A 23411-nucleotide genomic window follows, 5' to 3' on the forward strand; every position below is an offset into this window, starting at 1 on the left:
AGGTTTGACAGCCTTTAATTTTCTAACATAGTTGATATGCGCTCGCTCTTTTTGACTCTAGCTTTCATGGGCTTAACCAGTCCTGCCATAGCCTCTACCTGTGAGGAAAGCTTTCAGAAAAAAGGCGACTTTCTTAACGGTTCCGCCTTTGCAGCGCGGGTTCAAGTTGAGGGGGGAACAGTCGAGAAAGTGTTTTCCCAATTGCGTCCTATTTTGGCTCGCGATGGTATCAAGACAATCAGTGCTGATGTCAGCACGGGAGTGATGAAAGCCGAAAATCCTGCAACCTTCTTTCAGCGTGCGTTGCCGATTGATGTGTTTGCATCCATGGATGGCTCTTTATTAAATGTTGAGATGGTCTTTACCCTACCGAGTGGAGTGACCGCACGCAAGGAGACCGTGAAGAAGCACCTGTGTGACGCGCTCAATCAATTGGTGCCCAAGGGCAATGGGGCGGCTCTGCCAATAAAGGATGATTCTATGGCGATCGCGATCGATGCAAAAACGCTGGCTAAGCAGGTTAAAGAGTCGGCAGATAATCCTGCCCGCCTGCGGTTAAATTTTGTCGGCAAAACTTTCCGGGTTAATGGAAACGTGCTAGGCATCACGGAGAGCAGTGGTTCCTATACGGTGTCGTTCGACAGTGCTCAACCTGCTGTGGGCAATACCTCAACAAACAAGATGAATCGGATGACGGTTTTGTGTACGATGGCTAAAAATCAAGATGCCGCAGTTGCAGCATTGGAAACCAATCAACGTGCGACTTTAGTGGGGCGCTTCCAAGGCTTTGACAACAAAGTGAATGCCGTTCAGCTACAAGACTGCATAGGACGCTGAGCTAGGGTTTAGCGATGATTCACCCTTTTCAGCTTTGATTCAGTTTAGTTTCTGAGCAGAAATTCAAAATGGAAGAATTTTGAATTTGCTATGCTGGTGAGATCGCGCATTCAAGAAATGTCAACCTCTAGGGCCTTGCCTGTTGCGACAGATGTCTAACTGCGTCGGCACCTTCTAGGGTGTAGAAGCTGGCTTCTGGGATGATGTAAAGCAGTGTACCGATGGTGAGGTGATCTAGCACCATGGCAGTGTCTTTAGCAAACAGTCCGCGCCACGTGCGATCATCTCGCTTTTATGTCCTGCGCCGCACCTCAATGCCTTCAATGTTGATAGAAACAGGTTTCGTCACCGGGGCAGCCGATGCAGCACGATTGCGTGATACGGGCTTTCGCAGCCAGATGGCAGCCGCGATCGCGAAAGGAATTTTGCGCTATTTGGGGCGGAGTAGTTAGATGTTGGCATTCCACGCATTTATGGTTAGCGAAGATTAAAATTCGTTGTTCTAAGTTGATAAGGATTTATTGGTAAACTTTCCACATTGATAGCGGAGAGTGCCGCGAATGGATATCTCAATTCGGCTCCTTCAAGAACATGAGCTAGCAGAGGCTGACCATATCTTTCGGCTTGCCTTTGGCACGTTCATTGGCTTGCCTCAACCCACTGGTTTTGGCGGCGATGCGAACTATATTCAATCCCGATGGAAAGTTGATCCGACAGCAGCATTTGCTGCGGAAAGTGATGGGAAACTAGTTGGCTCCAACATTGCCATTTCTTGGGGTAGCGTTGGCTTTTTTGGACCGCTCACAATTCATCCCGACTTTTGGGATCAAGGCGTTGCTCAACGGCTGATTGAACCTGTGATGGCTCAATTTGCTCAATGGAAAACGCAACAGGCTGGGTTGTTTACCTTTCCAAATAGCCCAAAGCACCATGCACTTTATCAGAAGTTTGGATTCTACCCGCGCTTGCTGACTTTTGTTATGGCGAAACCCATTCAGTCAGTTCAGCAGAATTTACTCGGAACAAAGTACTCTGAACTCTCCCCCGAACAGCGATCGCAGTGTCTCAAAGAGTGTTTTCAACTCACCGATACAATCTATTCTGGGCTAGATCTATCGCGTGAGATTGAAATCGTTCAGGCTCAAAATTTAGGGGATACCGTTTTGCTCTGGGATGAGACCGATCTAGTGGGCTTTGCGATTTGTCATTGTGGTGCTGGCAGCGAAGCGGGTAGCGAGGTCTGCTACATCAAGTTTGGAGCAGTGCGCCCAGGCATTCAGGCCGGAGAACAATTTGAACAGTTACTCGATCGCTGTGAAGCATACGGGGCTTCTCAAAAAATGTTGCGTCTTGTCGCTGGAGTTAATACCAGTCGTGATGGCGCTTATAGCAGAATGGTGGCTCGACATTTTCGTACTGAAATTATCGGTGTTCTAATGCACAAGCCGAACGAACCAGGTTACAACCGCTCAGACGTTTTTGTATTGGACGATTGGCGCTAGTGAAACTGGGTTTGAGTGGTGAAATGAGCTTAACCCTTACGCTTTTGGTGATCGTTCACCTATCCAGCTTGATGTAGAACTCGAAGAACTTTGACTTCGTGCCGTCGCCTAGATTCGGATATCAAGCGGTGTCAATCTTTACAGCGTTGCCTGTTGCGGCAGATTGTCTAGCTGCATCGGCAACTTTGAGGGTATAGAGGCTGGCTTCTGGGGTGATGTAAAGCGGTGTACCGATAGTGAGGTGATCTAGCACCAGGGCGGTGTCTTTGGCAAATAATCCGCGCCGACTGCCGATCGCGATCGCTTCAGTGCCCTCCGCCCGGATTAGAGTTCCTTGTTCTCCCTCAAATATTAAGGCTCCAGTTTTGCCCTGCACCTCAAAGGTACGCTTGGCTTGCCAAAGCGCTTCTCCTTTGCCGTAGGTCACTTCTGCCAAAAGCCCGCTTTTGAAGCGTAAATGAGCAGTGCAAAGACAGGTGGAATAGTAAGGGCTGGATGGTGAAGAGTGAAAAAATTGGGCTTGACAGGTGACGGAAGCGACCTCGCCAAAGAGATCGATCAGGCGGTGAAGACGAGAGAGGGCACCCACCAAAGGAAAACCGAAATCTTGTAGGGTATAACTCCAGCGTTGCGGGGCGGGACGTTCGGGTTTGAGGGTGATATAGCGGGCAAAGAAGGGATCGCCAATCAGCGCTAGCGAGGCTTTAAGGGCCTGGTGAACGCCACCCAGTAGTTCAATATGTTCCACATGCAGGAGCTTTTGGTGAGCTTTTGCTAGGGCGATCGCGGCTTCCGCTTCGGCAATATCTAGCGCGAGGGGATATTCCACAACTACATGCTTTCCAGCCTTAAGGGCAGCTTGGGCGATCGCGCCATGATCCCGATTAATCGTCGCAATCACCACTAAATCCACATCGGCGCGCTCGATCAGGTCTTGCCAAGACCCGCAGGCGATCGCGCCATAGGGCTGACTAAATGCTTGGGCTCGCTCTAAATCGTTTCCCGCGACTATGACCAGATCAGCCCGCGGTTCTTCCTGAAGCGCTTCTGCCCGGAGTTTCGCTGCATGTCCGGTTCCCACCAATCCCACTCGCATAAAAAATACGGCTCAAAGCTTTAAGAATATATAAGAAACTATCATGATTCAAATCATTCAAAACAGATACTTATTTGGCCAACAAAAAAATGTAAAAGTCAATAGATTGTTGTGTTTTAGTGGTTTTTTCAGGGGAAATTGGTGATTATTAAGCGCTTTTTCCTTGTCTCATAAGATAAGTAGATTGGATTGACCATTTCCATCATGAATCCCATTCGTATTAGTAGGAGATCAGGAGTCATAAACCGCTCGTTATCCCGTAGTATCAAGATTAGTGAGGCTGAGATGTAAAGCAGTCTTAACTTATAAGAATGCACAGTCAGCTTTAAACAAGCTTTCTTAAAGTGCTGTATCCATTAAAGAGAGGACCACTGCATGCCAACTTTTAAGGTCACATTAATCAACGAAGCAGAAGGGCTAAATACCACCATCGACGTTCCCGATGATGAGTACATCCTTGATGCAGCTGAAGAACAAGGGATTGACCTCCCCTATTCTTGCCGCGCGGGTGCTTGCTCCACCTGTGCTGGCAAGCTCGTTTCTGGTGGGGTTGATCAATCTGATCAATCTTTCTTAGATGATGACCAAATTCAAGCGGGATATGTGTTAACTTGCGTCGCCTATCCTACTTCTGATGTCACCATTCAAACCCACCAAGAAGAAGCCCTGTACTAGTGCTTCTTCTCTAACAGCTTGCAAGATTTTGATGCAGTCGCCAATTTGAGCGATCACTCAAATTGGCGACGAGTTATAGCTATAAAAACTCACCTCATGGCAGTAGTGCTGTGAGGTGTATTTTTTGGCAGGGGCAAGGGCGATTTATAGAACTCAAAACTTCCCCTTCGCAGCTTCTCACCTGACTTTTAGCGGATCGCGCCAGAAAACAATGGAGTTATTAAGCGGTTGAAGTTGGGTGCCGGGATAATAGAAACTGAGGATGCGATCGCTGCTCCAACCGAGTTTACCCAAGTGATAAGAGCCGGTTTGGCTGAGTCCAACTCCATGCCCCAAGCCGCCACCGGAGAAGGCATAGCCTGTCAGCTTTTTTTTGGCATCCAGCACTGGGTCGAGATAGAAAAACAAGCTTGCAGGCGCATAGAACGCAACCAGGATGTTATCTTTTTCCAGGTCGATCGCGCCTAAATCGGTTGTCACCCGCAGTTTTTGCACTCGTCCAGCCGGCGATCGCTGCTCAACTTTTAACTGCTCAATGCTTTTAAAGTTTGCCAGTGGGCTATTCAGAGTTTTTAAATAGGCGTGCAGATCTTTATTGAGTTCGGTCAGGCTACTGGTGTACTGCCAGCGAAACCACTTTTGATCAGCTTCGTTAAAGCCCTTGGTTTGTTTGAGAAATTGGCGTGCGGTTTGTTCGTTGGTTAATGGCTGTCGCGATAGATCCCATTTACTCGTAACGGAGTCAACGCGAGTCGTGAGGTAAGGGCGATCGGGTCCTTCCCAAATGTCATTAAAAGAGGCTGTGATCCCCCCAGTGGATGCAGAATAGACCGCATCGACCAGTTCATTTTGATAAGTCAATACTTTGCCGCGAGTTGCCGCGATCGCAGAATCGGTAGCCAAAGCAGCTCCGCTTAAACCAAAATAAACTTGGCATTGAGTATCGGCACACAGTTGGTAGTTATCCACGGCAAACCGCCGCAGGTTTCGCAAGGCATAGGTACGTGCCAAAATCGCCTGCACCTGAAGCACCGACGATGCCGCAGTCGTGCCAATTTCGTTGGGCACCACCCCACGCAAATAAGCTTCCAGGGGTACTTGGTTCACCAGAGTGTAGGTGCCATAGGTGTTCGGCTGAAGGCGTAGACTTCCGGTATAAAATCGTTTGTTGCGATCGTCTTTTAACTCAGTTTGCACCTGCACTACGCCCCGACCTGCCGAAATTTGGACGCTATCTTTCAGGTAGGATTTGCCATTGATTAGCAAAGCGGCTTTGGGTTGCTGCTTCAAGAGGCGGCTATCCACAAAAGCAGTTTGAATGCCCTTGACTTGTAGGCTCTGGATTAACAAGCGGCGCAAAAGAGGCGTGGTATAGACATCGCGTTTTGCCCACACCTGCCACCGTTTGGGCTGGGCAATTTCTACGGGAATACCCTGCGATCGCCAATCGTTGGCGTTATCTTCTGCACTTTCAAAGCTGCGATGGGTGCTGAGAACAACCCGCTCCTGTACTTGCGATTCTGGTAAAGGCTGCATCAATACCTTTAAGGTCGCGGTGTTGGTCGTCAGAGTTTGCTGTTTGCCATCCGCTTGCGGAAACTTGATGGTCAAGCGATCGCCCGTTTGGGCTTGCAACGTCACGGTATCGGTCGGTTGAGTGCCAAACCGCTGCACAATCCCCACTTGCAACACCACATCCTTTGCTGGAGCCGCCTGTTGAGATAATGCGGGCTGCGAGATAATTTGTTTTGCTGCCACAACAAAGCCAACCGTCAATGTGCCTGTAGCGATCGCCACAGCCGCCGGTCGCAAGCGCCCCAACCATGCTGCATTCATCAATTTCCCATCAGGATGTGCAATAGCCACAATCTCTACCTACTCAAAAAATGCTTTTCATTCAGATACTAAGATACTGTCTAGATGCGATCGCAGCCCATCACCCTTCACAAAATCCGATCGCTCAGCGTCCATATCAATCCTCAACTATTTTCAACCCAAACCTTTCCCCACTATTCACACTTTGCAATTCATACTCGTAATGACTAGGATTTAGTAAGATGAATTGGAAAAAGTACCATGGTTCGCGTTGAAGCCATTCCCCTCAATAAAATTCGTCGCCCTTTGTTTAGACAGAACGACCCGGCAAAAGTTGCCACACTGATGGAGTCGATTCAGGAGATTGGCTTGCAGGAACCGATCGATGTGTTGGAAGTGGAAGGCGAATACTATGGTTTTTCGGGCTGTCATCGATATGAAGCCTGCGATCGCTTAGGACACGATACGATCCTTTGCCGAGTCCGTCGCGCTCCGCGATCGGTGTTGCAGCGCCACTTGGCTTAGACCAACCGCTTTGCCCCTGGTGAGTTGGTGCAAGCGCTCCGAGCAGAAACCCTGTCACGATAAAGCGCAGAAGAACGCGCTGAGCAAGAACATCAACGGGCAGAAGAACATGGAATGGCACGATTGCAGGCTCGGCTAAAGGCGTTGGGCGTGAATCCAGAAGAGGGATGAAATCAGCGCGATCGCGGCGTGAAACTGTTAGCCCTACTTGATACATACACCTCGGCTATTTTGAGAGTCAATGCCGGGGGGCTTCCCCCCGTGCCCCCGCTGCTTGGGGGACTCACTCCCCCAAACCCCCCGCATAAGAGTTCTGGGATGTAGCCCCAAAATTAGTGCGACTGTTTCTTGTTCAATCGGTAAAACTCTAGTTTGGAGGGAGTTTTGAGGGACGCAACCGTCCCTCAATGGGGGTTTGGGGGCATCCCCCAATGCCTTTAAGCAGAAGATTTAATCCTTTCCAAGGGTTGCTGAACGTCGAGGGGAGATTGGTTCGCACAAGCGATTCTCAAAATGGGTGTGGAATTTGCAGATTTTCAGGGGAATCAAGCATAGTGGATGAACAAGTGCCCCCTTGAATCGCAGCAGACGAAATCTCCTATGGCAAACCGGGAACAACTGGAACGACTACTGAAGGAAGGTGTGGATGTTTGGAATCAGTGGCGCAGAGATAATCTGAGTGTTAAAGTATCCATCTCTCAGGTTGACCTCAGCAGTGCTAACCTTCGCAGTGCTAACTTCCACAGTGCTGACCTCAGCTATGCTGACCTCCGCCATGCTAACTTCAGGCGTGCTGACCTCAGTGGGGCTGACCTCAGTAGAGCTGACCTCAGTGGGGCTGACTTGAGTGGGGCTGACTTGAGTGGGGCTGACCTTAGCAATGCCAACCTCGGTGATGCTGACTTGAGTGGGGCTGACCTTAGCAATGCCAACCTCGGTGGGGCTGACCTCAGCGATGCCAACCTCAGCACAACTCAAGTTATTGGTGCAAATTTTACAGGAGCTAATTTAATGGGTGCTTGCATCCAGGACTGGAACATCAACAGTGAAACAAGGTTAGATGATGTGGAGTGCGAGTACATTTACCTGAAGGCAAATAAGCAAGAGCGTCGTCCCAGCGATCCGAATCGAGACTTTGCACGGGGGGAATTCACCAAGCTGTTTCAGAAAGCCCTCAGCACCGTTGACCTAATTTTTCGCGATGGGGTGGATTGGCAAGCCTTGTTGATAGCCCTGGAAAAGCTGCGGGTTGAGGCGGATGGAGCCGAGTTGACGGTGCAGGCGATTGAAAACAAAAACGATGGTGCTTTTGTGGTGCGGGTGAATGTGCCCCCAGATGCGGATAAGGCAGCCGTTGAGAAGTTTGTGAAGCAACAATACGATCTGGCGTTGAAGGTGCTGGAGCAGCAATACCACCATCAGTTGCAGGCAAAGGATCGGGAAATTGAACTCCATCGTCAGCAAGGCGCTGACCTGATGGAAATTGCTCGACTGATGGCAAGTAGACCGATTAATGTGGAAGCAAGAGCAACAGCGGAGAGTCAATCGATGGCAGAGCGCAATATCAACACGGGCGGCGGCAGCTACTACGAAACCATCAACACGGGTGGCGGCAATTACATCCAGGGCAACTATGTCAACATGAGCCAGGATTTAACTGAGGCGGCGAGGCAAATTCAGGAGTTGCTGAACCAGTTGCAGAAATCGGGCGTAACGATTGAAACTGCCCAGGAGCAGGTGGCGACAGATTTGGCGAAACAGGCGGAAAGTAACCCAACCGTGATGGGGAAATTGGTAGGCTGGGGTAAAACATTGGCGAACAAAGCTAGCGAAACTACGGTTAGTGAAGCAGCAAAGGCAATTGTTCCTCTCGCATTAAAGCTAGTCGGCATTCCACTGCCCTAGTCAGTTTAATACGATGTTCCGGGACTGAAAACGCTAAGGTAGATGTGGAAGGATGACTTGCCTGGGATGTTTGGGCAGGGAGAGGTTGAATAATGCAGCAGGATTATTTGGATAAGCTAGAACAATTACGATCGCTGTTTGCGGAGATGGAGCGATCGCTGATTGCTTACTCTGGCGGCATCGATAGCACGTTGGTGGCAAAGGTGGCGTTTGATGTGTTGGGCGATCGCGCTTTGGCGGTGACTGCCGTTTCTCCATCGCTGTTGCCGGAAGATTTAGAAGAAGCCTGCATCCAATCCGCTGAAATTGGCATTGCTCACGAATTGGTGAATACCCATGAGTTGGAGAATCCCAACTACGCTTCCAACCCGGTTAACCGCTGCTATTTTTGCAAAAGTGAACTGCACGACACGCTGAAACCGTTGGCGCTGGAGCGCGGCTATCCCTATGTGGTGGATGGCGTAAATGCGGATGATTTGCGCGACTATCGACCCGGAATTCAGGCGGCAAAAGAACGAGGTGCGCGATCGCCCCTGGCAGAAATTGGCATCACCAAGTTGGAAGTGCGGCAAATTGCTAAGCATCTCGATTTGTCCTGTTGGGATAAACCCGCCCAGCCTTGCCTCAGTTCGCGCTTTCCCTATGGCGAAGAAATTACGATGGCAAAACTGCATCGTGTGGGCAGAGCCGAAGCTTACTTGCGGAAACTGGGGCTGAAAACGCTGCGAGTGCGCTCGGAGGGCGATACCGCCCGGATTGAGCTTCCGGCTGAACAGATCAAAGAAGTTGTGCTGACAATGGATTTGCCGATGCTAGTGGAAAAACTGCAATCCTTCGGCTTTGTCTATGTCACTCTAGATTTGGAAGGCTTCCGTAGCGGTAAGTTAAATCAAGTGTTGCAACTAGCAACCGTGGGCGATCGCCCATCGGTCTAAAAGCGACTAACCAGCATTGTTTAGAAGGAGGGGACAACCTTGTCCATTGTCCGTGTGCGCGAACATGTCAACCCGCTCAGCAAAAAGTATCAGGTTCCAGCAACTCCACCGAATTGGCAAGCGATTTATGCTGTGCCTCACCAGCCGCTACATGTGGATATTGGCTGTGGTAAAGGGCATTTTGTCCAAGATATGGCAAAGCTTCAGAGCGATCGCAACTTTCTCGGCTTAGAGATCCGTGAACCGCTGGTGGATCAAGCCAATCGCTGGCGAGATGAACTGGGCTTGAGCAACCTGCACTACCTATTTTGCAATGCCAATAATTCTTTGCGTCCGCTGCTCACGTCTTTGCCGGCAGGAATTTTACAGCAGGTGACAATTCAGTTTCCCGATCCGTGGTTTAAGCGACGGCACCAAAAGCGGCGGGTGGTGCAGCCAGAATTGGTCGTAGATTTGGCAGAGTTTCTGATTCCTGGTGGCGTGGTGTTTGTGCAATCTGATGTGGAGGAGGTGGCGAGTGAAATGCGCGATCGCTTCGATGAACATCCCGCCTTCACCCGTCAGCATGACCACTGGTTGCCCAATAATCCGATGCCGATCTCGACCGAACGAGAGCGATCGACTCTTGCCACCAGCAGCGAACCCGTATATCGAGCGCTGTTTTTTAAGGGCTAGCTGGCGTTTCATCTAAGTCTTGGGAATGCCCTCAACCCCCCATGTGAGGTGTTTTGTCTATCAGAACAGACTTCGTATACCCACTAGCCCTCATCCATAGAAAACTGAACCCGTCAGAAGCTGAAAGTCTTTCCCTTCTAGACCCACGATCTTAGCCACATCCGCAGGCTGAAACCCAGAGAAGACAAGGGTAAGCCCAAATAAACGGGCAGCCAGAATAGAAAAGAGAGCGTCACGATCGCGATGATGGCAATGCTCAGTTGCCGTAACTGAGCTTGACGACTGCTAAGCCAACGATCGACGAGCCATGCCAACGCCATTGACGCAAATACCGACGCGCCCATGTAGTGATATATGAACAGACAGCGGGTGACTCGCAGCCAGGGCAGCAGATTTGCTAAATAGCAAACGGCAAGGACAATCAGCAGCGATCGCTCGGTTGAACTCACTGCTAGCGGCAACATCCAGTCTGTTTGTGCCTGATGATCGAGCCGCCGCTTGCGCCGGGTAGCGATCTGTTGCACGAGTAACCAGCCCATCAGCACCAGGACGATCGCGATCGCTGCCGTGGAAAACCACCATAGAAATGGATTGCCCATCGCATGGACATCGTAAATCACCTTCTCGGCAGTGCTAGGCGGCAAGGCGACTTCTGAGGGCAGCGGATCGCCCTTGCCTGTAATTTTGTAAAAATAAGCCACGGGTCGCCACATGATCAGCCAGCTATACCAGGTAGAGCAGTAAAGATGCACCTTCGGTCCACTACCTACCCGCTCGTGATACCTCAAGATCTCAACTTGCAGGTTCCATAAATCTGTCCAAAACCCCAGCTTGGCATTGAGTTGCAAATGGGGAATCCAAATCAAAATGTAAGTGATGCAGGGAACGACGATGAGGGCGATGAGATAGATGACACCTTGCCACCTGCGCAATCGCGCTAGATTTTCTAGTCCATCCGGTTTTGGAGAAGCGGTAGATGGCGGAAAGTTGGACGTTTGAGCGGGCGATCGCCGAAATAATTGCCAGTTCACCTGAGCCGCTAGCCCCAAGCCATAGGCTGCCAGCAAAAACCACAGACCGTTCCACTTGACCGATGCCGAAGCTCCAAAACAAATCCCTGACAGTAGCAACCAACCGCCACGTTTGAGAGGATGTCCATCCTCCACGCTCAACAGCAAACACCACAGACCCAATAGTCCAAAAATGACTAAATAGACATTATTCAGGGCGTAGCGCGATTCCACCAAAAACAGCCCATCCAGTGCAGCAAATAATCCGGTGATCGCGGCATAACGGTGGCGGTGAGTGATTTGATAGGCAAGGCCTACAATCACCAAAGGAATCAAAGAACCCGTCAGCGCATTTAGCCAACGATAAGTCCAAGGGGCAAACAAGCCCCCGACTAACCCATTGACCTCCGATTGCCCAAAGGGCAGACGACTGCCAACCCACATGCCAACGGCAATCAAGTATTTGCTCAGTGGCGGATGTCCATCAAAAAATGGAGTCCAACTCAAGTAGTTGTAGGCAAATTTGGCAAAATAAACCTCGTCAAAAACCAATGTATTGAAGCGATGAATGCCCCAAAACCGTAATCCTAAAGACAGCAGCAGCAAACCAATCAGATAAGGTCTAAACCAAGAAAAAGATTGGTTAGTTGTTTTGAACAGTGCCATACCTAGCGAGCGTAACTTTTTTGTCTCAACTGTCTCATACTCTTGGAAGATGTGGTTAGGCTAGAATGGCAATATCTTCATCTTTAGTTCTAAAATGAATCTTCTACGGTAGATGAGCAGCTTTACCCATGTTGGCAAAAACTAGGAGCATTTCGCGTTGATGGGTCACCCTTCGCATTCAGCAGATTGCGGTTCGTTAAATGACGCTTTGCGCCTACCAATTATCTGCGAACCTGACCCATCTTCTCAAACCCTGGTTGCCCCAAAAAATTCTATAAAACTGTTGGATCGCAAGCGGGTTTTAGGTTGGTTAAGTGAGAATGTGCCTGAAAAGCGGCTAAATCACATTCTTCGGGTGGAAGAGACTGCCATCAAACTGGCTGAGTACCACAACCTGGATTGGGAACGAGCCGCTCAAGCTGGATTGCTCCATGACCTAGCAAAGTATTTTAAGCCAAAGCGTTTATTGGAAATAGCAAAAGCCGATGGAATAAAACTTGACCCGGTGGATGAAATCAATCCTCATTTGCTTCACGCCGATGTAGGCGCGATCGTTGCTAGGGATGAATTCGGCGTGGTTGATACTGAAGTGCTGGCAGCGATTTACAACCATACCCTAGGTCGTCCGGGAATGAGCCTGATAAGCTGCGTTGTGTTCTTGGCAGATGGCATGGAGCCTGGGCGGGGCGACACAACCGAGTTGAATGAAATCCGCAAGCTCAGCCGCAAAAATTTGCATCGTGCCGTCTTGCAGATCTGTGAAGACTCGATGCGATCGCTGTTTGCGAGTCGGTCTTTAATTCATCCTCGCGTTTTACAGACTCGCAACTGGGCGCTACAAATGGCACAGCAATCCGCCAAAGGCGACAAGCCTAAATTAAGTAGCGCCTAGTCGATTCACTTTTTCACCTGATGCGATGTGGCTCAACGATAAAAATTTGATTTTTCCGAACCAATCTCTCTGATCTCACTGCTCAAATTCATACCCTATTTATTAAGGAAACACTGAATGCAAAATTCTCCCAACACTTCCCCAACCTCCGTTCTCGAGACTTCCGGCATGGCTGCACCCATGGCAGACTCAAGCTTACAATTGGCGCTGAGCGCCGTTCATGCCGCTGAAGATCGGAAAGGCGCAGACATTATCTTGCTAAGAACGACGGCAGTGTCTCTATTGGCAGACTATTTTGTTATAATCACGGGCTTTTCTAAGGTGCAAGTTCGGGCGATCGCCAACATCATCGCCGATGCAATCGAAGATGACTTGCAGCGTGTGCCTCAACACATGGAAGGGCAGGGAGAAGCAAGCTGGGTTTTACTAGATTATGGCGATGTGATTGTGCATGTAATGATGCCTCAAGAGCGCGAGTTTTATGATCTAGAAGCCTTTTGGGGACATGCCGAGAAAGTAGATTATGCAGAACTGCTGGCATAATCACTACGCCTTTGAAAGAAAAGGAAAATCGCTGTAAGCAAACTGGGCAATCGCTTAAATTTGATTGAATCTTTATTGCGCCAAACGATTGCTGCAAACGGCACCGAGTCAGCGGATGAGTCAGCAACAGCTTGCTCAACTGGCTCAGACTGGGAACGCCAACGTAACGGCGATCGCGGATTTAGCGGTGTTTGATAGGCGAGTGTTGAAGATCCGGTGGTGGGGTTGCAACCGAACTACTGGCATAATCAGCATGATCCGTTATCTCCGTTGAAGACTTCATGATTCTTGCGCCAAATGATCCGCCAAGTTTAATCTCACCGAATGAGGAATTGCCTTTTAATTCCAATGCGATACCGCTGAAACTGGGTGTAATGGCATCGGGTAGCGGCAGTAATTTTGAGGCGATCGTCCAAGCAATTGCCGACCGCCAGCTCAACGCCAAAATTCAGGTCCTGATTTACAACAATCCAGATGCGAAGGCAGCAGCACGGGCGGCACGCTGGAATATTCCTGCTGTGCTACTGAATCATCGTGATTTTGGCAGTCGAGAGGCGCTAGACGAGGAGATCGTCCAAACCCTGCGTGATCATGATGTGGATTGGGTGATCATGGCAGGCTGGATGCGAATTGTGACGAGCAGTTTGATTGATGCCTTTCCTGATCGCGTCATCAATATTCATCCCAGTTTATTACCGAGCTTCAAAGGAGCGCACGCCATTCAGCAAGCATTTGAGACTGGAGTGAAAATTACGGGCTGCACGGTTCACTTAGTGCGTTTGGAAGTGGACAGTGGACCAATTTTGATGCAGGCGGCTGTGCCGATTTTGCCCGATGATACAGTGGAAACGCTACAAGCTCGGATTCAAGTGCAGGAACATCGCATCTTTCCACAGGCGATCGCGATCGCTGCCCGATTGTAAAATGGCGTTAGAACTTAAATACGCATCACAACTATTCGGTCCTCTTGCGCCATTTATTACCTATAAACCGCACGACTGAGCGGCTTAATTCTTACCGCGCTCCTCGATCGCGCTCCAAATCATAAATGACTTTCTCAGCGTACCAGTTGGGTTTTTCCCCTGGATATCGGAGGCTGGCTTGCGTGAATAGCCGATGGGCAGTCGCTTGATCATCATGAAGTAATAGCAGCAGTTGGCGTTGCAGGGAACGACTTGCCCGATTGAGACTGACACCCTGGGAGGATTGAAGCGATAGATTGGCAGCGGAACGATGGGCAGATGGCGAACGGCGATCCACGCTCGCTTTTACTCCTTGGTAGAGCGCTACACTGCCACCCACTGCGATCGCTAGTACAGCACCGCGATTCACGTTAGATGTGTCTGCATTGGTTGGAGAGGCATCCAGGTGCATCGCTCGTGACTCAAACGAGGTCGGTGCTGTCAGGAATGAAGCGGCGAGAACACTACCAGCGATTGTGCTGATTAAGAGAGACGCTTTTGCGGCTGGTTTAGAAAATACATCAGGACGAAACATGATTGATTGCCAAACTCTATAAATAAAGGTTCAACCTCTTGATTGTGATCGGTTGCGATGGCAATTCTGTGACAAATAGATTGCTTCAGGAATGGAAATTCACGCTGCACTCAGTTCATCTGATAGCCCCTCAGCGCCGGGGATTATCCAGGAGATATTGGGTCAGTAAAGAAGACCTAATAATGATCTCTACCAAATTTTGCGCGTTCTCAAACCTTTGGCACAATTGTGCGATGCTTAACTGCAAAGGTTTTTTCCTGGTGAGTCAACGATTTGATGCTGCGTCAACTTGGGCGATCGCCCCTTAGATTACTACTCCTATTCTGTCTCTGCTGCGGGTTGGCATTTGGCTGTAGCCGCTCGACCCCTGAACCCAGTGCTGCGAATCAAACTGGGCGGATTGTGCTGGGCACTACTGCCTCTGTCAGTACGATTGATCCGGCAGATGCTTACGGAATTTTTGCTGGTAACTTGCTGTATAACTTGGGCGATCGCCTCTATGGCTACAAGCTCGGCACCACCGAACTAGAACCTCAACTGGCAACCGCCTTGCCCAAAATCAGTAGTGATGGATTGACTTATACCATTCCCTTAAGAACCGGGGTTGTGTTTCATGACGGCACCCCGTTTAACGCTGAGGCAATGGCGTTTTCCTTGAATCGCTTTATTCAAAACAGTGGTTCTCCTGCCTTTCTGCTGTCCGATTTGGTCAAGTCTGTCAAAGCCACGGCAACTCATGAGCTAACGATTCAACTGACCAAACCCTTTGCTGCTTTCCCTGCGTTGCTGGCGTTTTCAGGCGTTTGTGCTGTTTCTCCCAAAGCCTATGAGATCAAAAAAGGCTCCTTTCAGTCAGAAACCTTTGTGGGCACGGGAGCTTATAAATTGGTCAAATATGGCACCGACCAAATGCGGCTGGATGCCTTTGATCAATATTGGGGCAAGAAACCGGAAAACACGGGCATCGACATTCAGTTTTTTTCCAGTCCTGCCAACCTGTTTAATGCCTTTCGCACGGGGTCGGTGGATGTTGCTTACCAAAGTCTTGCCCTCGGTCAAATTCGCACCTTGCAAACTGGAGCCGCGACAAACGGTTGGCAGGTCGTGGAAAAGTCGGGCAGCGGGATTAATTACTTGACGCTGAATCTCAGATCGCCACCGTTAGATAAGCTGGAAGTGCGGCAAGCGATCTCCGCCATCATGGATCGACCGCTGCTGCAAGATCGGGTTTTTCAAGAACAAATTGAGCCGCTCTATAGTTTGATTCCGACCAATTTGGATGTGCAAAAGCCAGTGTTTCAAGCATTCGGCGATCGCAATGTTGCTAAAGCCACGGAACTGCTGACTCAAGCGGGATACTCCACCACAAATCCTTTAAAGCTGGAGTTGTGGTATCGCTCTAACCTGGTCAACGACCAACTAGCCGTCACGACGCTGAGGGCGATCGCCCACAAAAAATTGGGTGATCTGATGCAAATCGATCTGAAAAGCGTGGAATCTACCACCGCCTACAAAAACTTGGACAAAGGCGCATATCCCATCTTTTTGTTGGATTGGTCACCCGACTTTCTTGATCCCGACAACTACATTCAGCCGTTCATGGAATGTACCAAAGGGTCAGCAAAAGGTGGCTGCGAAGATGGATCGAGCTTCCTGCAAGGCTCGTTTTATTACAGCGATCGCGTCAATCAACTGATCAACCAAAGCCGTAAAGAACAAAACCCCGCTAATCGCAAACAACTGTTTGCCGACCTGCAAAACCAGTTAGCCAAAGACGTGCCGTTCATTCCGCTCTGGCAAAATAAAGATTACCTGTTTGCCCAAAAAATGGTTCAAGGAGCCACCCTCGAAGCTACTCAAAAAGTCCCCTTCTCCACCCTGCGGAAAGCTTAACTTTTGACTTAAACCTTGCCAATCATTTTCATTTTCACGCCATTGGCGGGGGCGAGGGTAACTCCTCGGCGGCGGGGATATTCGGGTTTTGTGTCTGCCAGCGCCAAGTCGTAGCGCATCAAAATCGTGGTCAACACCAGCTTCAGTTCCAGTTGGGCGAGGGCTTCGCCAATGCAACGCCGCACACCACCACCAAAAGGCAAAAATTCATAGGGAGAATATTGCCGTTCTAAAAAGCGTTCTGGTCTGAAACGATGAGGTTCTGGATAAAGGTCTTCGCGTTGATGGGTCAGATAAATGCAACCAACGACAGCAATCCCCGGTTCCAGCGCATAGCCGAGCAGTTCCGTCGGCTCTTGCACCACTCTTGGAAAGGTGAGCATGGCAACGGGATAGATGCGGAGAGTTTCGTTGCAGACGGCAGAGAGGTAAGGCAGTTTGACGATGCTCATGGGGTCTGACAAATCGGCAGACTGTAACTCATGCAGCAATCTTTCTCGAATGTCTGGTTGGTGATGAATCCAGTAAAGCGCCCAAGATAAAGCGGTGGCAGTGGTTTCATGTCCGGCAAACATCAGGGTTGCAAGTTCATCCCGCAGTTCTTGATCGGTCATGGGTTGTCCTACATCGTCGATCGCCGCCATCATCAGCGACAGAATATCCACACGATTGGGTTGGGGCTGAGCACGTCGATCGCGAATTTCTGCATAAATCACATCATCCATCTGCTGGCGATCGCGCAGAAATTTACCCCAAGGACTCCACGTTCCCCAATCTTGTTGCAGCACGGGAAAGAAAAGTGGGCTAGAAGACAATGGCGACGCAAACACATCCGTCAACTTTGTCAGCCTGGTTTTAAGCTCCTGGCTACGTTCTCCTTCAAACACCCCAAACACCGCTTGCAAAATTACCTGCAACGAAATTTCCTGCATCGCAGTTCGCGCTGAGAAAGTCGTACCTGTTGGAATTTTGTCCAAGGTTTTTTCAGTCAAATCGCAAATTAGTTGGCTATAGGTGCGGATGCGATCGCCATGAAACGACGGCATCAACATCTGTCTACGGCGTTTATGGCGATCGCCCTCAATCAAAATCATCGAATAATCGCCCAGCAGGGGAGTCAAAATTCGGTTCAAACCGCCTAGTGCCGCATAGGTTTTGCGATCTTTTGTGAGAATTTCTTGAATGCCTCCAGGCGTATTCACAAACACCAGATTATTGCCAAAGCCGATAACCCCTGCCGAAAAAATGTCGGGATGCTGGCGAACAGCACCTTCCATGTAGCCAATTGGGTCAGCTACCCATTTGAGCTGTTGTAGCAGGCGCGGCATAGATAAAGAATTAGGAGTTGAAAGAGGCGTGTTCATGGGGATTTGGGGGCTAAAGTCAATACAGAATTCCTTAGCTTTATCATGAGCGATTTGAACCGCGATCGCCAACAGAGAGTGCGGAGTTGGCAGGTGCGAAGTGCGGAGTTGAAGCGATACAACCCTGTACCCCGCACTTCGTACCCCGCACTTCGTACCCAACGCTGCGGTAAAGTATTCCCTAGCTCCTAACCCTTAATCTATGTCTCGCTCTAGCTCTCTGCGCTACTATATTTTGGCTCGTGTGTTGTTGGCTCCGCTAATGCTGTGGCTGATTGCGACTCTAGTATTTTTGCTGATGCGGGCGACTCCAGGCGATCCGGTGGATGCGCTGCTCGGTCCACGGGCACCCCAAGCCGCCAAAGATGAATTGAGGCAGCAGCTAGGCTTAGGGCAGCCATTGTGGGTGCAGTATGTGGGTTACCTAGGTTCTCTACTGCGGCTAGATTTGGGTAACTCCCTCACCACTCAGGGGCAGTCTGTTTGGGGGATTATCCAAAAGTTTTTTCCAGCAACCGTCGAGTTAGCGCTGTGTAGCTTGGCGATCGCTCTAGTTGTGGGTGTTTCGGTTGGGGTGATTACGGCCTCCCGTCCGAATACATCGCTCGATTTAGCTGGCAGGCTGTTTGGCATTCTCACTTACTCTATCCCCATGTTTTGGCTGGGAATGTTGCTGCAATTGGTCTTCGCTGTGCAGCTTAATTGGTTTCCATTAGGCACTCGCTTTCCGGTCACTATTCCTGCACCCGATGGACCCACTGGCTTGTACATCTTGGATAGCTTACTTCATGCCAATCTTAATCAGTTTTTTACAGCACTGTATTATTTGGCGTTGCCTTGTCTAACTTTAGGAATTTTGATCAGCGGCATTTTTGAACGCATCGTGCGAGTCAATTTGAAACAAACCCTCAAGGCAGATTACATCGAAGCCGCACGGGCTAGAGGCATTTCGGAATCTCGTATTCTAGTCTCCCATGCGCTCAAAAATGCTTTGATTCCTGTAATCACCATTTTGGGACTCACCTTTGCAGCCTTACTGGGCGGCGCGATTTTGACAGAAGTGACTTTCTCTTGGCCGGGGCTGGCAAATCGGTTGTATCGCGCGATCGCCCAGCGAGATTATCCCACTGTGCAAGGCATCGTAGTTTTCTTTGCTGCGATCGTCGCAATTTCCAGCATCCTTACCGATATCATCAACGCTTATATCGATCCCAGAATTCGTTACTAAGAGCCAAGGAAACAGGAAAAGGCTGAAACTTGATTCTGCTTACAGTCCACAACAGTCGTTATGCAGAATTAAGATATGAACGCTGCATGACGACTGTTGCTGGCGGATTTTAATCTCTACACTTAGCACTCCGTACCTTCTGCACTCCGTACTTCGTTGCCCCAATACATTAAGCAGACATTAAACATTGCCATCACTTGATCCAAGGCAACGTTATGATATCCCTAATACGCTTCAGGGTTAAAAATTGACCAAAGTTCTGTTAAAAGCTGAGCCATTTCCCGCAAGCATCGTCCGACTAGATAACGGTTTGACAGTGATTCATCAACATACGCCTGCGATGCCGGTTGCAGCGGTGGATGTGTGGGTCAAAGCGGGTTCAGTCGTAGAACCTGATGAGTGGTCAGGCATGGCGCACTTTCTAGAACACATGATTTTTAAGGGAACTTCAAAGACCGCCCCCGGCAGATTTGATCGCGAGGTAGAACATCGAGGCGGGATCACGAATGCTGCCACCAGTTATGACTATGCTCACTATTTCATTACTACCGCCGCCCAGCATCTTGAAGAAACCTTGCCATATTTGGCAGATATTTTGTTAAATGCGGCGATTCCTGATGATGAATTTGACCGAGAGCGGGATGTCGTTTTAGAAGAAATTCGCCAATCTTATGACAATCCAGATTGTGTAGCATTTCAAGTACTTTCTGAAACCGTTTATCAACGTCATCCCTATGGTCGTCCAATTTTAGGTGACGAGGAAACGTTGATGGCGCGATCGCCCGATGATATGCGCGCCTTTCACCGTACCTACTACCAGCCCGAAAACTTGACCGTTGTGGTCGTGGGTGATGTGAGTCAGGATGCTGCCCTAAGCCTGGTTGATCGCACCTTTCACAACTTTTCAGAGCGGGCAACCTGTCCGCAGCATCGTCCTGAAGCAGAACCCCCCATCACGCAAATTCGTCGTAAAGAATTGCTGATGCCCCGGATTGAGCAAGCGCGTCTGATGATGGCATGGCTAGGACCTGGAATGGATTCATCGGTACAAAGCTTAGATGACCAGTTGAATGCTGCCTATGGGCTAGATCTTTTATCCGTACTGTTGGCAGAAGGACGCACGTCTCGACTGGTCTGGGAATTACGAGAACAACGCGATTTGGTGCAAGCAATTAGCAGTGGTTTTTCTGTGCAGCGCGAATCTGGCTTGTTTACAATTACTGCATGGCTAGAGTCAGATGACTTGGCACGGGTGGAAGCGATTATTTGCGATCGCCTATCAGAATTGGCATCCGTTCCGATCTCTGAAGCCGAACTTGCCCGCTGCAAGCGATTACTCTGCAATGACTATGCGTTTTCTACCGAAACCCCTAGTCAACTTGCCGGACTCTACGGCTACTACAGCATAATTGTTAACCCCGAAATCGTTTGCACCTATCCTCAGCGAATTCAGGCAATCCAGCCTGAAGATCTGCAACGACTGGCTGCTCAATATCTTTCTCCATACCACTACGCAGTAACAGTTGTGAAACCCATGTAGCAGAGTGCAATTGAGAACCAAATAGAGTAAGCATTTGCTTGCATCCATCAGGAAGCTGTATGTATTTGCTTCTTTAGATGAAGTTCGCCAAAAATAGCTCCTGAGTCATTTGCTTTTGACCCTAACGTTTAGCCCCTATCCTGAAGGAATTTCCTGTGACACTTTGCACAACCGATTCTCAACCTGTTCAATTAGTCCACCGCACCACTTTAAGCAATGGAATTGTGGTGCTAGTGACTGAGAATCCAACTGCCGATATTATTGCTGCTCGGCTTTTCCTCCGGGCAGGTAGCCGCTGGGAGCAAGCCCATCAGGCTGGATTATCTCATTTGATCTCTGCTGTGTTAACAAAGGGAACCGCAACACTCTCTTCTTTAGAAATTGCTGAACAGGTAGAGTCGGTCGGTGCCAGTTTGGGAACTGATGCCACAACAGATTACTTTTTGCTTAGTCTAAAAGCGGTTTCAGCCGATTTTAAGGAAATGCTGATTTTGGCTGGAGAGTTGTTGCGATCGCCCACCTTTCCCGAGAAAGAGCTGGAACTAGAACGCCGCTTAACCTTACAGGCAATTCGCTCTCAGCAAGAGCAGCCTTTCACCGTTGCCTATGACCAACTCAGAAGCAGCATGTATGGGAACCATCCCTATGCCCTGTCTGGATTGGGCACAGAAGTAACCGTTTCTCAGCTAAGCCAGACTGATTTACTCGGTTACCACCATACCTTTTTCCGTCCCGATAATTTGATCATTAGTGTGGCAGGGCGCATTCAGCCGGAGGTCGCAGTTTCCCTCATTGAATCCGTCTTAGGCGATTGGCAAAGCCCAGATGAGCCACTGCCGATCCTCCAATCTCCGCCCGTTTTAGAAAACCCTGTACACAAAACAACGGCGCAAGAAACCCAACAATCTATCTTGATGTTGGGATACCTTGCTCCTGCGGTAGTCAGTCTGCCATCGCAACCAGGCTCCCAACCCATTTCACACGGCTCTCCTTCGCAGTCTCATCCCGACTATGCCGCGCTCAAGTTGCTGAATACGCATTTGGGGAACGGCCTATCAAGTCGGTTATTTGTGGAATTGCGAGAAAAACGCGGCTTAGCTTACGAAGTATCGGCTTTCTATACAACGCGGCTAGATACGGCTCAATTTGTGGCCTACATGGGAACGGCATCAGAGAATACCGCGATCGGTTTAGAAGGATTGCAATTCGAAATTGACCGATTGGGGGTTATTCCCCTCTCGGCTGAAGAGTTACAAGCCGCTAAAAATAAGATGTTGGGGCAATATGCATTAGGAAAACAGACCAATGCACAGATTGCACAAACGTTTGGCTGGTATGAAACATTGGGTTTAGGCATTGAGTTTGATCAGACTTTTCAGAAACAAATCGCCAGCATTACCGCTGAACAGGCTCAAGCGGTTGCTCGGCGGTACCTAACGAAACCATATGTTTCTCTTGTAGGACCTGCTAGTGCAGTTGGCTAACTGAACTAGAGGCAACTGAGTCGATGGAAATCGTTAAATATACTGGTCTCACGGCAGCAGTTTTTAGGAAAAGCCTGGAAATCACCGAATACTTTCTCTAGCTAGCCAAGTTAGTCTGATCACCTATAGGGAGTCTCTACCACCTAGGCAATCTGAGCCAGCATGAAACGGGAGGCGTTAATCGATGGACAACAAAATTATTTACTTTGATCAGAATTCCGATCAAGTACCTAGTGTTCTCATAGATCAATCTGAAAACTCTAATTCTTTGCGGGAGACGGTGATTCCAGCGAGTGATAACACGCCTCTTTCAAGTGAATCGGCTGAAGGTGAATTTTTGGAGCCGATTGAAACTTCTCAAAGCGTGGCAAATCGACTTTTAGGATTAGGTAGAGAAAATTATCAGGCTGGCCAATACGAAACGGCTTTAGACCTTTTTAAGCAAGCCTATTCGTTATATCAAGAGGCTCAGGATGATTTGGGTCAAGGGCGATCGCTGAGTAGCATCGGTTTAACATTTTATAGCTTGAAGCACTATAGCAAAGCGATAGAGTATTCACAGTCTGCCTTAGTTTATGCGCGCCGCACCGGCGATCGCCCCAGTGCAGTTATTGTTCTGAGTACCCTCGGCAACGCCTACCGCCATCTTAAAGACCCCGATAAGGCAATCGAGTGTCAGCTTCAAAGTTTGGCGTTGGCAAAAGATGTAGGCGATCGCCCCGGTGAAATGGCAGCCCTCAACAATCTAGGGTTGGCATACAAAACAGTGAGTCAATATGAGCAAGCAATCTCTTACGAAAAGCAAAGTCTGATCATTGCGCGTGAACTGGGGGCGCAGCAAATAGAAGAGCAAGTTCTCAAAAATCTGGGCAATGCTTGCTACGCTTTAGGAGATTATGCCAATGCGATTGACTATTACCAACAACGATTAGTCTTAGCGAGACTATTACAAGATAGCCGGATGGAGGGCCAAATTCTGAGAAATTTGGGGAATGCCTATTATGCAATGGAAGACTATGCCCGTTCGATTGAATGTGGAGAACAACGGTTAGAAGCAACCCGCAAACTTGATGATCTGCGGGGCGAAGAACAGGCTATGGGCAGCATTGGTGTTGCTTATGATGCATTGGGAGACTATACCAATGCCATCCGCTACTATGAACAACGCCTTGCCCTTGCCCGCTTGATGAATGATGTTCGGGTTGAAGAACAGGTGTTGGGTAACCTGAAAGTGGCTTGTTTTGCGATCGGTGACTACATTAAAGCGGCAGACTATACCTCTCAACGGCAAAATCTTTCTCGCAAGTAAGCTTGCAAGTCAAATTAGGG

At 49.2% G+C, this 23411-nt stretch carries 23 protein-coding genes; 18 read left to right on the forward strand and 5 right to left on the reverse strand.

The annotated features are described in order from the left end of the window. The first annotated feature begins 66 nt into the window (after positions 1-66). From JOY44_RS11275 to JOY44_RS11285, 3 genes are all read left to right on the forward strand, one after another. Complete coding sequence (locus tag JOY44_RS11275; protein WP_207211191.1) at positions 67-837, forward strand: OB-fold protein; 771 nt, start codon at positions 67-69, stop codon at positions 835-837. Positions 838-1079: 242 nt separating this feature from the next. After that, positions 1080-1289 carry an N-acetylmuramoyl-L-alanine amidase family protein gene (locus tag JOY44_RS11280; RefSeq protein WP_171573880.1) on the forward strand — a complete coding sequence of 70 codons (210 nt, stop codon included), beginning with the start codon at positions 1080-1082 and terminating at the stop codon, positions 1287-1289. Positions 1290-1397: 108 nt separating this feature from the next. Then, complete coding sequence (locus JOY44_RS11285) at positions 1398-2339, forward strand: GNAT family N-acetyltransferase (protein ID WP_171573881.1); 942 nt, start codon at positions 1398-1400, stop codon at positions 2337-2339. Positions 2340-2460: 121 nt separating this feature from the next. Here the strand turns inward: JOY44_RS11285 and JOY44_RS11290 are convergent, their stop codons facing one another. Then, on the reverse strand, positions 2461-3435 hold the full coding sequence (locus JOY44_RS11290; RefSeq protein WP_171573882.1) for a Gfo/Idh/MocA family protein: 975 nt from the start codon (positions 3433-3435) through the stop codon (positions 2461-2463). A gap of 375 nt (positions 3436-3810) precedes the next feature. Between JOY44_RS11290 and JOY44_RS11295 the strand changes: the two genes are divergently transcribed. After that, on the forward strand, positions 3811-4110 hold the full coding sequence (locus JOY44_RS11295; protein WP_171573883.1) for a ferredoxin: 300 nt from the start codon (positions 3811-3813) through the stop codon (positions 4108-4110). Between the two features lie 177 nt (positions 4111-4287). On the opposite strand, the gene JOY44_RS11300 is transcribed toward JOY44_RS11295, so the two are convergent. Next, positions 4288-5976 carry a SpoIID/LytB domain-containing protein gene (locus JOY44_RS11300; RefSeq protein ID WP_197985186.1) on the reverse strand — a complete coding sequence of 563 codons (1689 nt, stop codon included), beginning with the start codon at positions 5974-5976 and terminating at the stop codon, positions 4288-4290. 210 nt (positions 5977-6186) lie between these two features. Here JOY44_RS11300 and JOY44_RS11305 point away from each other — a divergent pair, with 210 nt between their 5' ends. The 4 genes from JOY44_RS11305 (at position 6187) to trmB (ending at position 9965) form a co-directional block, all read left to right on the forward strand. Next, on the forward strand, positions 6187-6450 hold the full coding sequence (locus tag JOY44_RS11305; protein WP_171573884.1) for a ParB N-terminal domain-containing protein: 264 nt from the start codon (positions 6187-6189) through the stop codon (positions 6448-6450). A gap of 600 nt (positions 6451-7050) precedes the next feature. Beyond that, the gene (locus JOY44_RS11310) at positions 7051-8355 is read left to right on the forward strand and encodes a pentapeptide repeat-containing protein (protein WP_171573885.1); all 1305 of its coding nucleotides are present in this window, start codon (positions 7051-7053) and stop codon (positions 8353-8355) included. Positions 8356-8447: 92 nt separating this feature from the next. Beyond that, the gene (gene larE / locus JOY44_RS11315; protein ID WP_171573886.1) at positions 8448-9290 is read left to right on the forward strand and encodes an ATP-dependent sacrificial sulfur transferase LarE; all 843 of its coding nucleotides are present in this window, start codon (positions 8448-8450) and stop codon (positions 9288-9290) included. A 39-nt stretch (positions 9291-9329) separates the two neighbouring features. Further along, positions 9330-9965, forward strand: coding sequence for a tRNA (guanosine(46)-N7)-methyltransferase TrmB (trmB, locus tag JOY44_RS11320; RefSeq protein ID WP_171573887.1), 636 nt, complete (start codon positions 9330-9332; stop codon positions 9963-9965). A gap of 137 nt (positions 9966-10102) precedes the next feature. On the opposite strand, the gene JOY44_RS11325 is transcribed toward trmB, so the two are convergent. Beyond that, a complete protein-coding gene (locus JOY44_RS11325) occupies positions 10103-11641 on the reverse strand; it encodes a dolichyl-phosphate-mannose--protein mannosyltransferase (protein WP_171573888.1) in 1539 nt (512 codons plus the stop codon). A 160-nt stretch (positions 11642-11801) separates the two neighbouring features. On the opposite strand from JOY44_RS11325, the gene yqeK reads away from it, so the two are divergent. The 4 genes from yqeK (at position 11802) to purN (ending at position 13999) form a co-directional block, all read left to right on the forward strand. Beyond that, positions 11802-12533, forward strand: a complete 732-nt coding sequence (gene yqeK, locus JOY44_RS11330; RefSeq protein WP_171573889.1) for a bis(5'-nucleosyl)-tetraphosphatase (symmetrical) YqeK — start codon at positions 11802-11804, stop codon at positions 12531-12533. A 117-nt stretch (positions 12534-12650) separates the two neighbouring features. Beyond that, positions 12651-13076, forward strand: coding sequence for a ribosome silencing factor (gene rsfS, locus JOY44_RS11335; RefSeq protein WP_171573890.1), 426 nt, complete (start codon positions 12651-12653; stop codon positions 13074-13076). 64 nt (positions 13077-13140) lie between these two features. Next, on the forward strand, positions 13141-13350 hold the full coding sequence (locus JOY44_RS11340; protein WP_203032014.1) for a hypothetical protein: 210 nt from the start codon (positions 13141-13143) through the stop codon (positions 13348-13350). A gap of 7 nt (positions 13351-13357) precedes the next feature. Then, positions 13358-13999: a phosphoribosylglycinamide formyltransferase gene (gene purN / locus JOY44_RS11345; RefSeq protein WP_171573891.1), complete on the forward strand. Its 642-nt coding sequence runs from the start codon at positions 13358-13360 to the stop codon at positions 13997-13999. A 91-nt stretch (positions 14000-14090) separates the two neighbouring features. Here purN and JOY44_RS11350 read toward each other — a convergent pair whose 3' ends face one another. Continuing rightward, positions 14091-14573: a hypothetical protein gene (locus JOY44_RS11350; RefSeq protein ID WP_171573892.1), complete on the reverse strand. Its 483-nt coding sequence runs from the start codon at positions 14571-14573 to the stop codon at positions 14091-14093. Positions 14574-14849: 276 nt separating this feature from the next. Between JOY44_RS11350 and JOY44_RS11355 the strand changes: the two genes are divergently transcribed. Next, positions 14850-16466: an ABC transporter substrate-binding protein gene (locus JOY44_RS11355; protein WP_171573893.1), complete on the forward strand. Its 1617-nt coding sequence runs from the start codon at positions 14850-14852 to the stop codon at positions 16464-16466. 8 nt (positions 16467-16474) lie between these two features. Here JOY44_RS11355 and JOY44_RS11360 read toward each other — a convergent pair whose 3' ends face one another. Then, complete coding sequence (locus JOY44_RS11360) at positions 16475-17830, reverse strand: cytochrome P450 (protein WP_171575926.1); 1356 nt, start codon at positions 17828-17830, stop codon at positions 16475-16477. A 45-nt stretch (positions 17831-17875) separates the two neighbouring features. Here JOY44_RS11360 and JOY44_RS11365 point away from each other — a divergent pair, with 45 nt between their 5' ends. From JOY44_RS11365 to JOY44_RS11385, 5 genes are all read left to right on the forward strand, one after another. Next, a complete protein-coding gene (locus tag JOY44_RS11365; RefSeq protein ID WP_203032015.1) occupies positions 17876-18022 on the forward strand; it encodes a hypothetical protein in 147 nt (48 codons plus the stop codon). Between the two features lie 10 nt (positions 18023-18032). After that, entirely contained in the window at positions 18033-19058 is a 1026-nt protein-coding gene (locus JOY44_RS11370; RefSeq protein ID WP_171573894.1) for an ABC transporter permease, read from the forward strand. Positions 19059-19305: 247 nt separating this feature from the next. After that, the gene (locus JOY44_RS11375) at positions 19306-20598 is read left to right on the forward strand and encodes a M16 family metallopeptidase (protein WP_171573895.1); all 1293 of its coding nucleotides are present in this window, start codon (positions 19306-19308) and stop codon (positions 20596-20598) included. 155 nt (positions 20599-20753) lie between these two features. Continuing rightward, a complete protein-coding gene (locus tag JOY44_RS11380) occupies positions 20754-22082 on the forward strand; it encodes a M16 family metallopeptidase (RefSeq protein WP_171573896.1) in 1329 nt (442 codons plus the stop codon). A gap of 184 nt (positions 22083-22266) precedes the next feature. Beyond that, the gene (locus tag JOY44_RS11385) at positions 22267-23391 is read left to right on the forward strand and encodes a tetratricopeptide repeat protein (RefSeq protein WP_171573897.1); all 1125 of its coding nucleotides are present in this window, start codon (positions 22267-22269) and stop codon (positions 23389-23391) included. Positions 23392-23411 lie beyond the last annotated feature (20 nt).

It is taken from the genome of Leptolyngbya sp. Cla-17, from assembly GCF_016807185.1.
Lineage (GTDB): Bacteria > Cyanobacteriota > Cyanobacteriia > Leptolyngbyales > Leptolyngbyaceae > ULC077BIN1.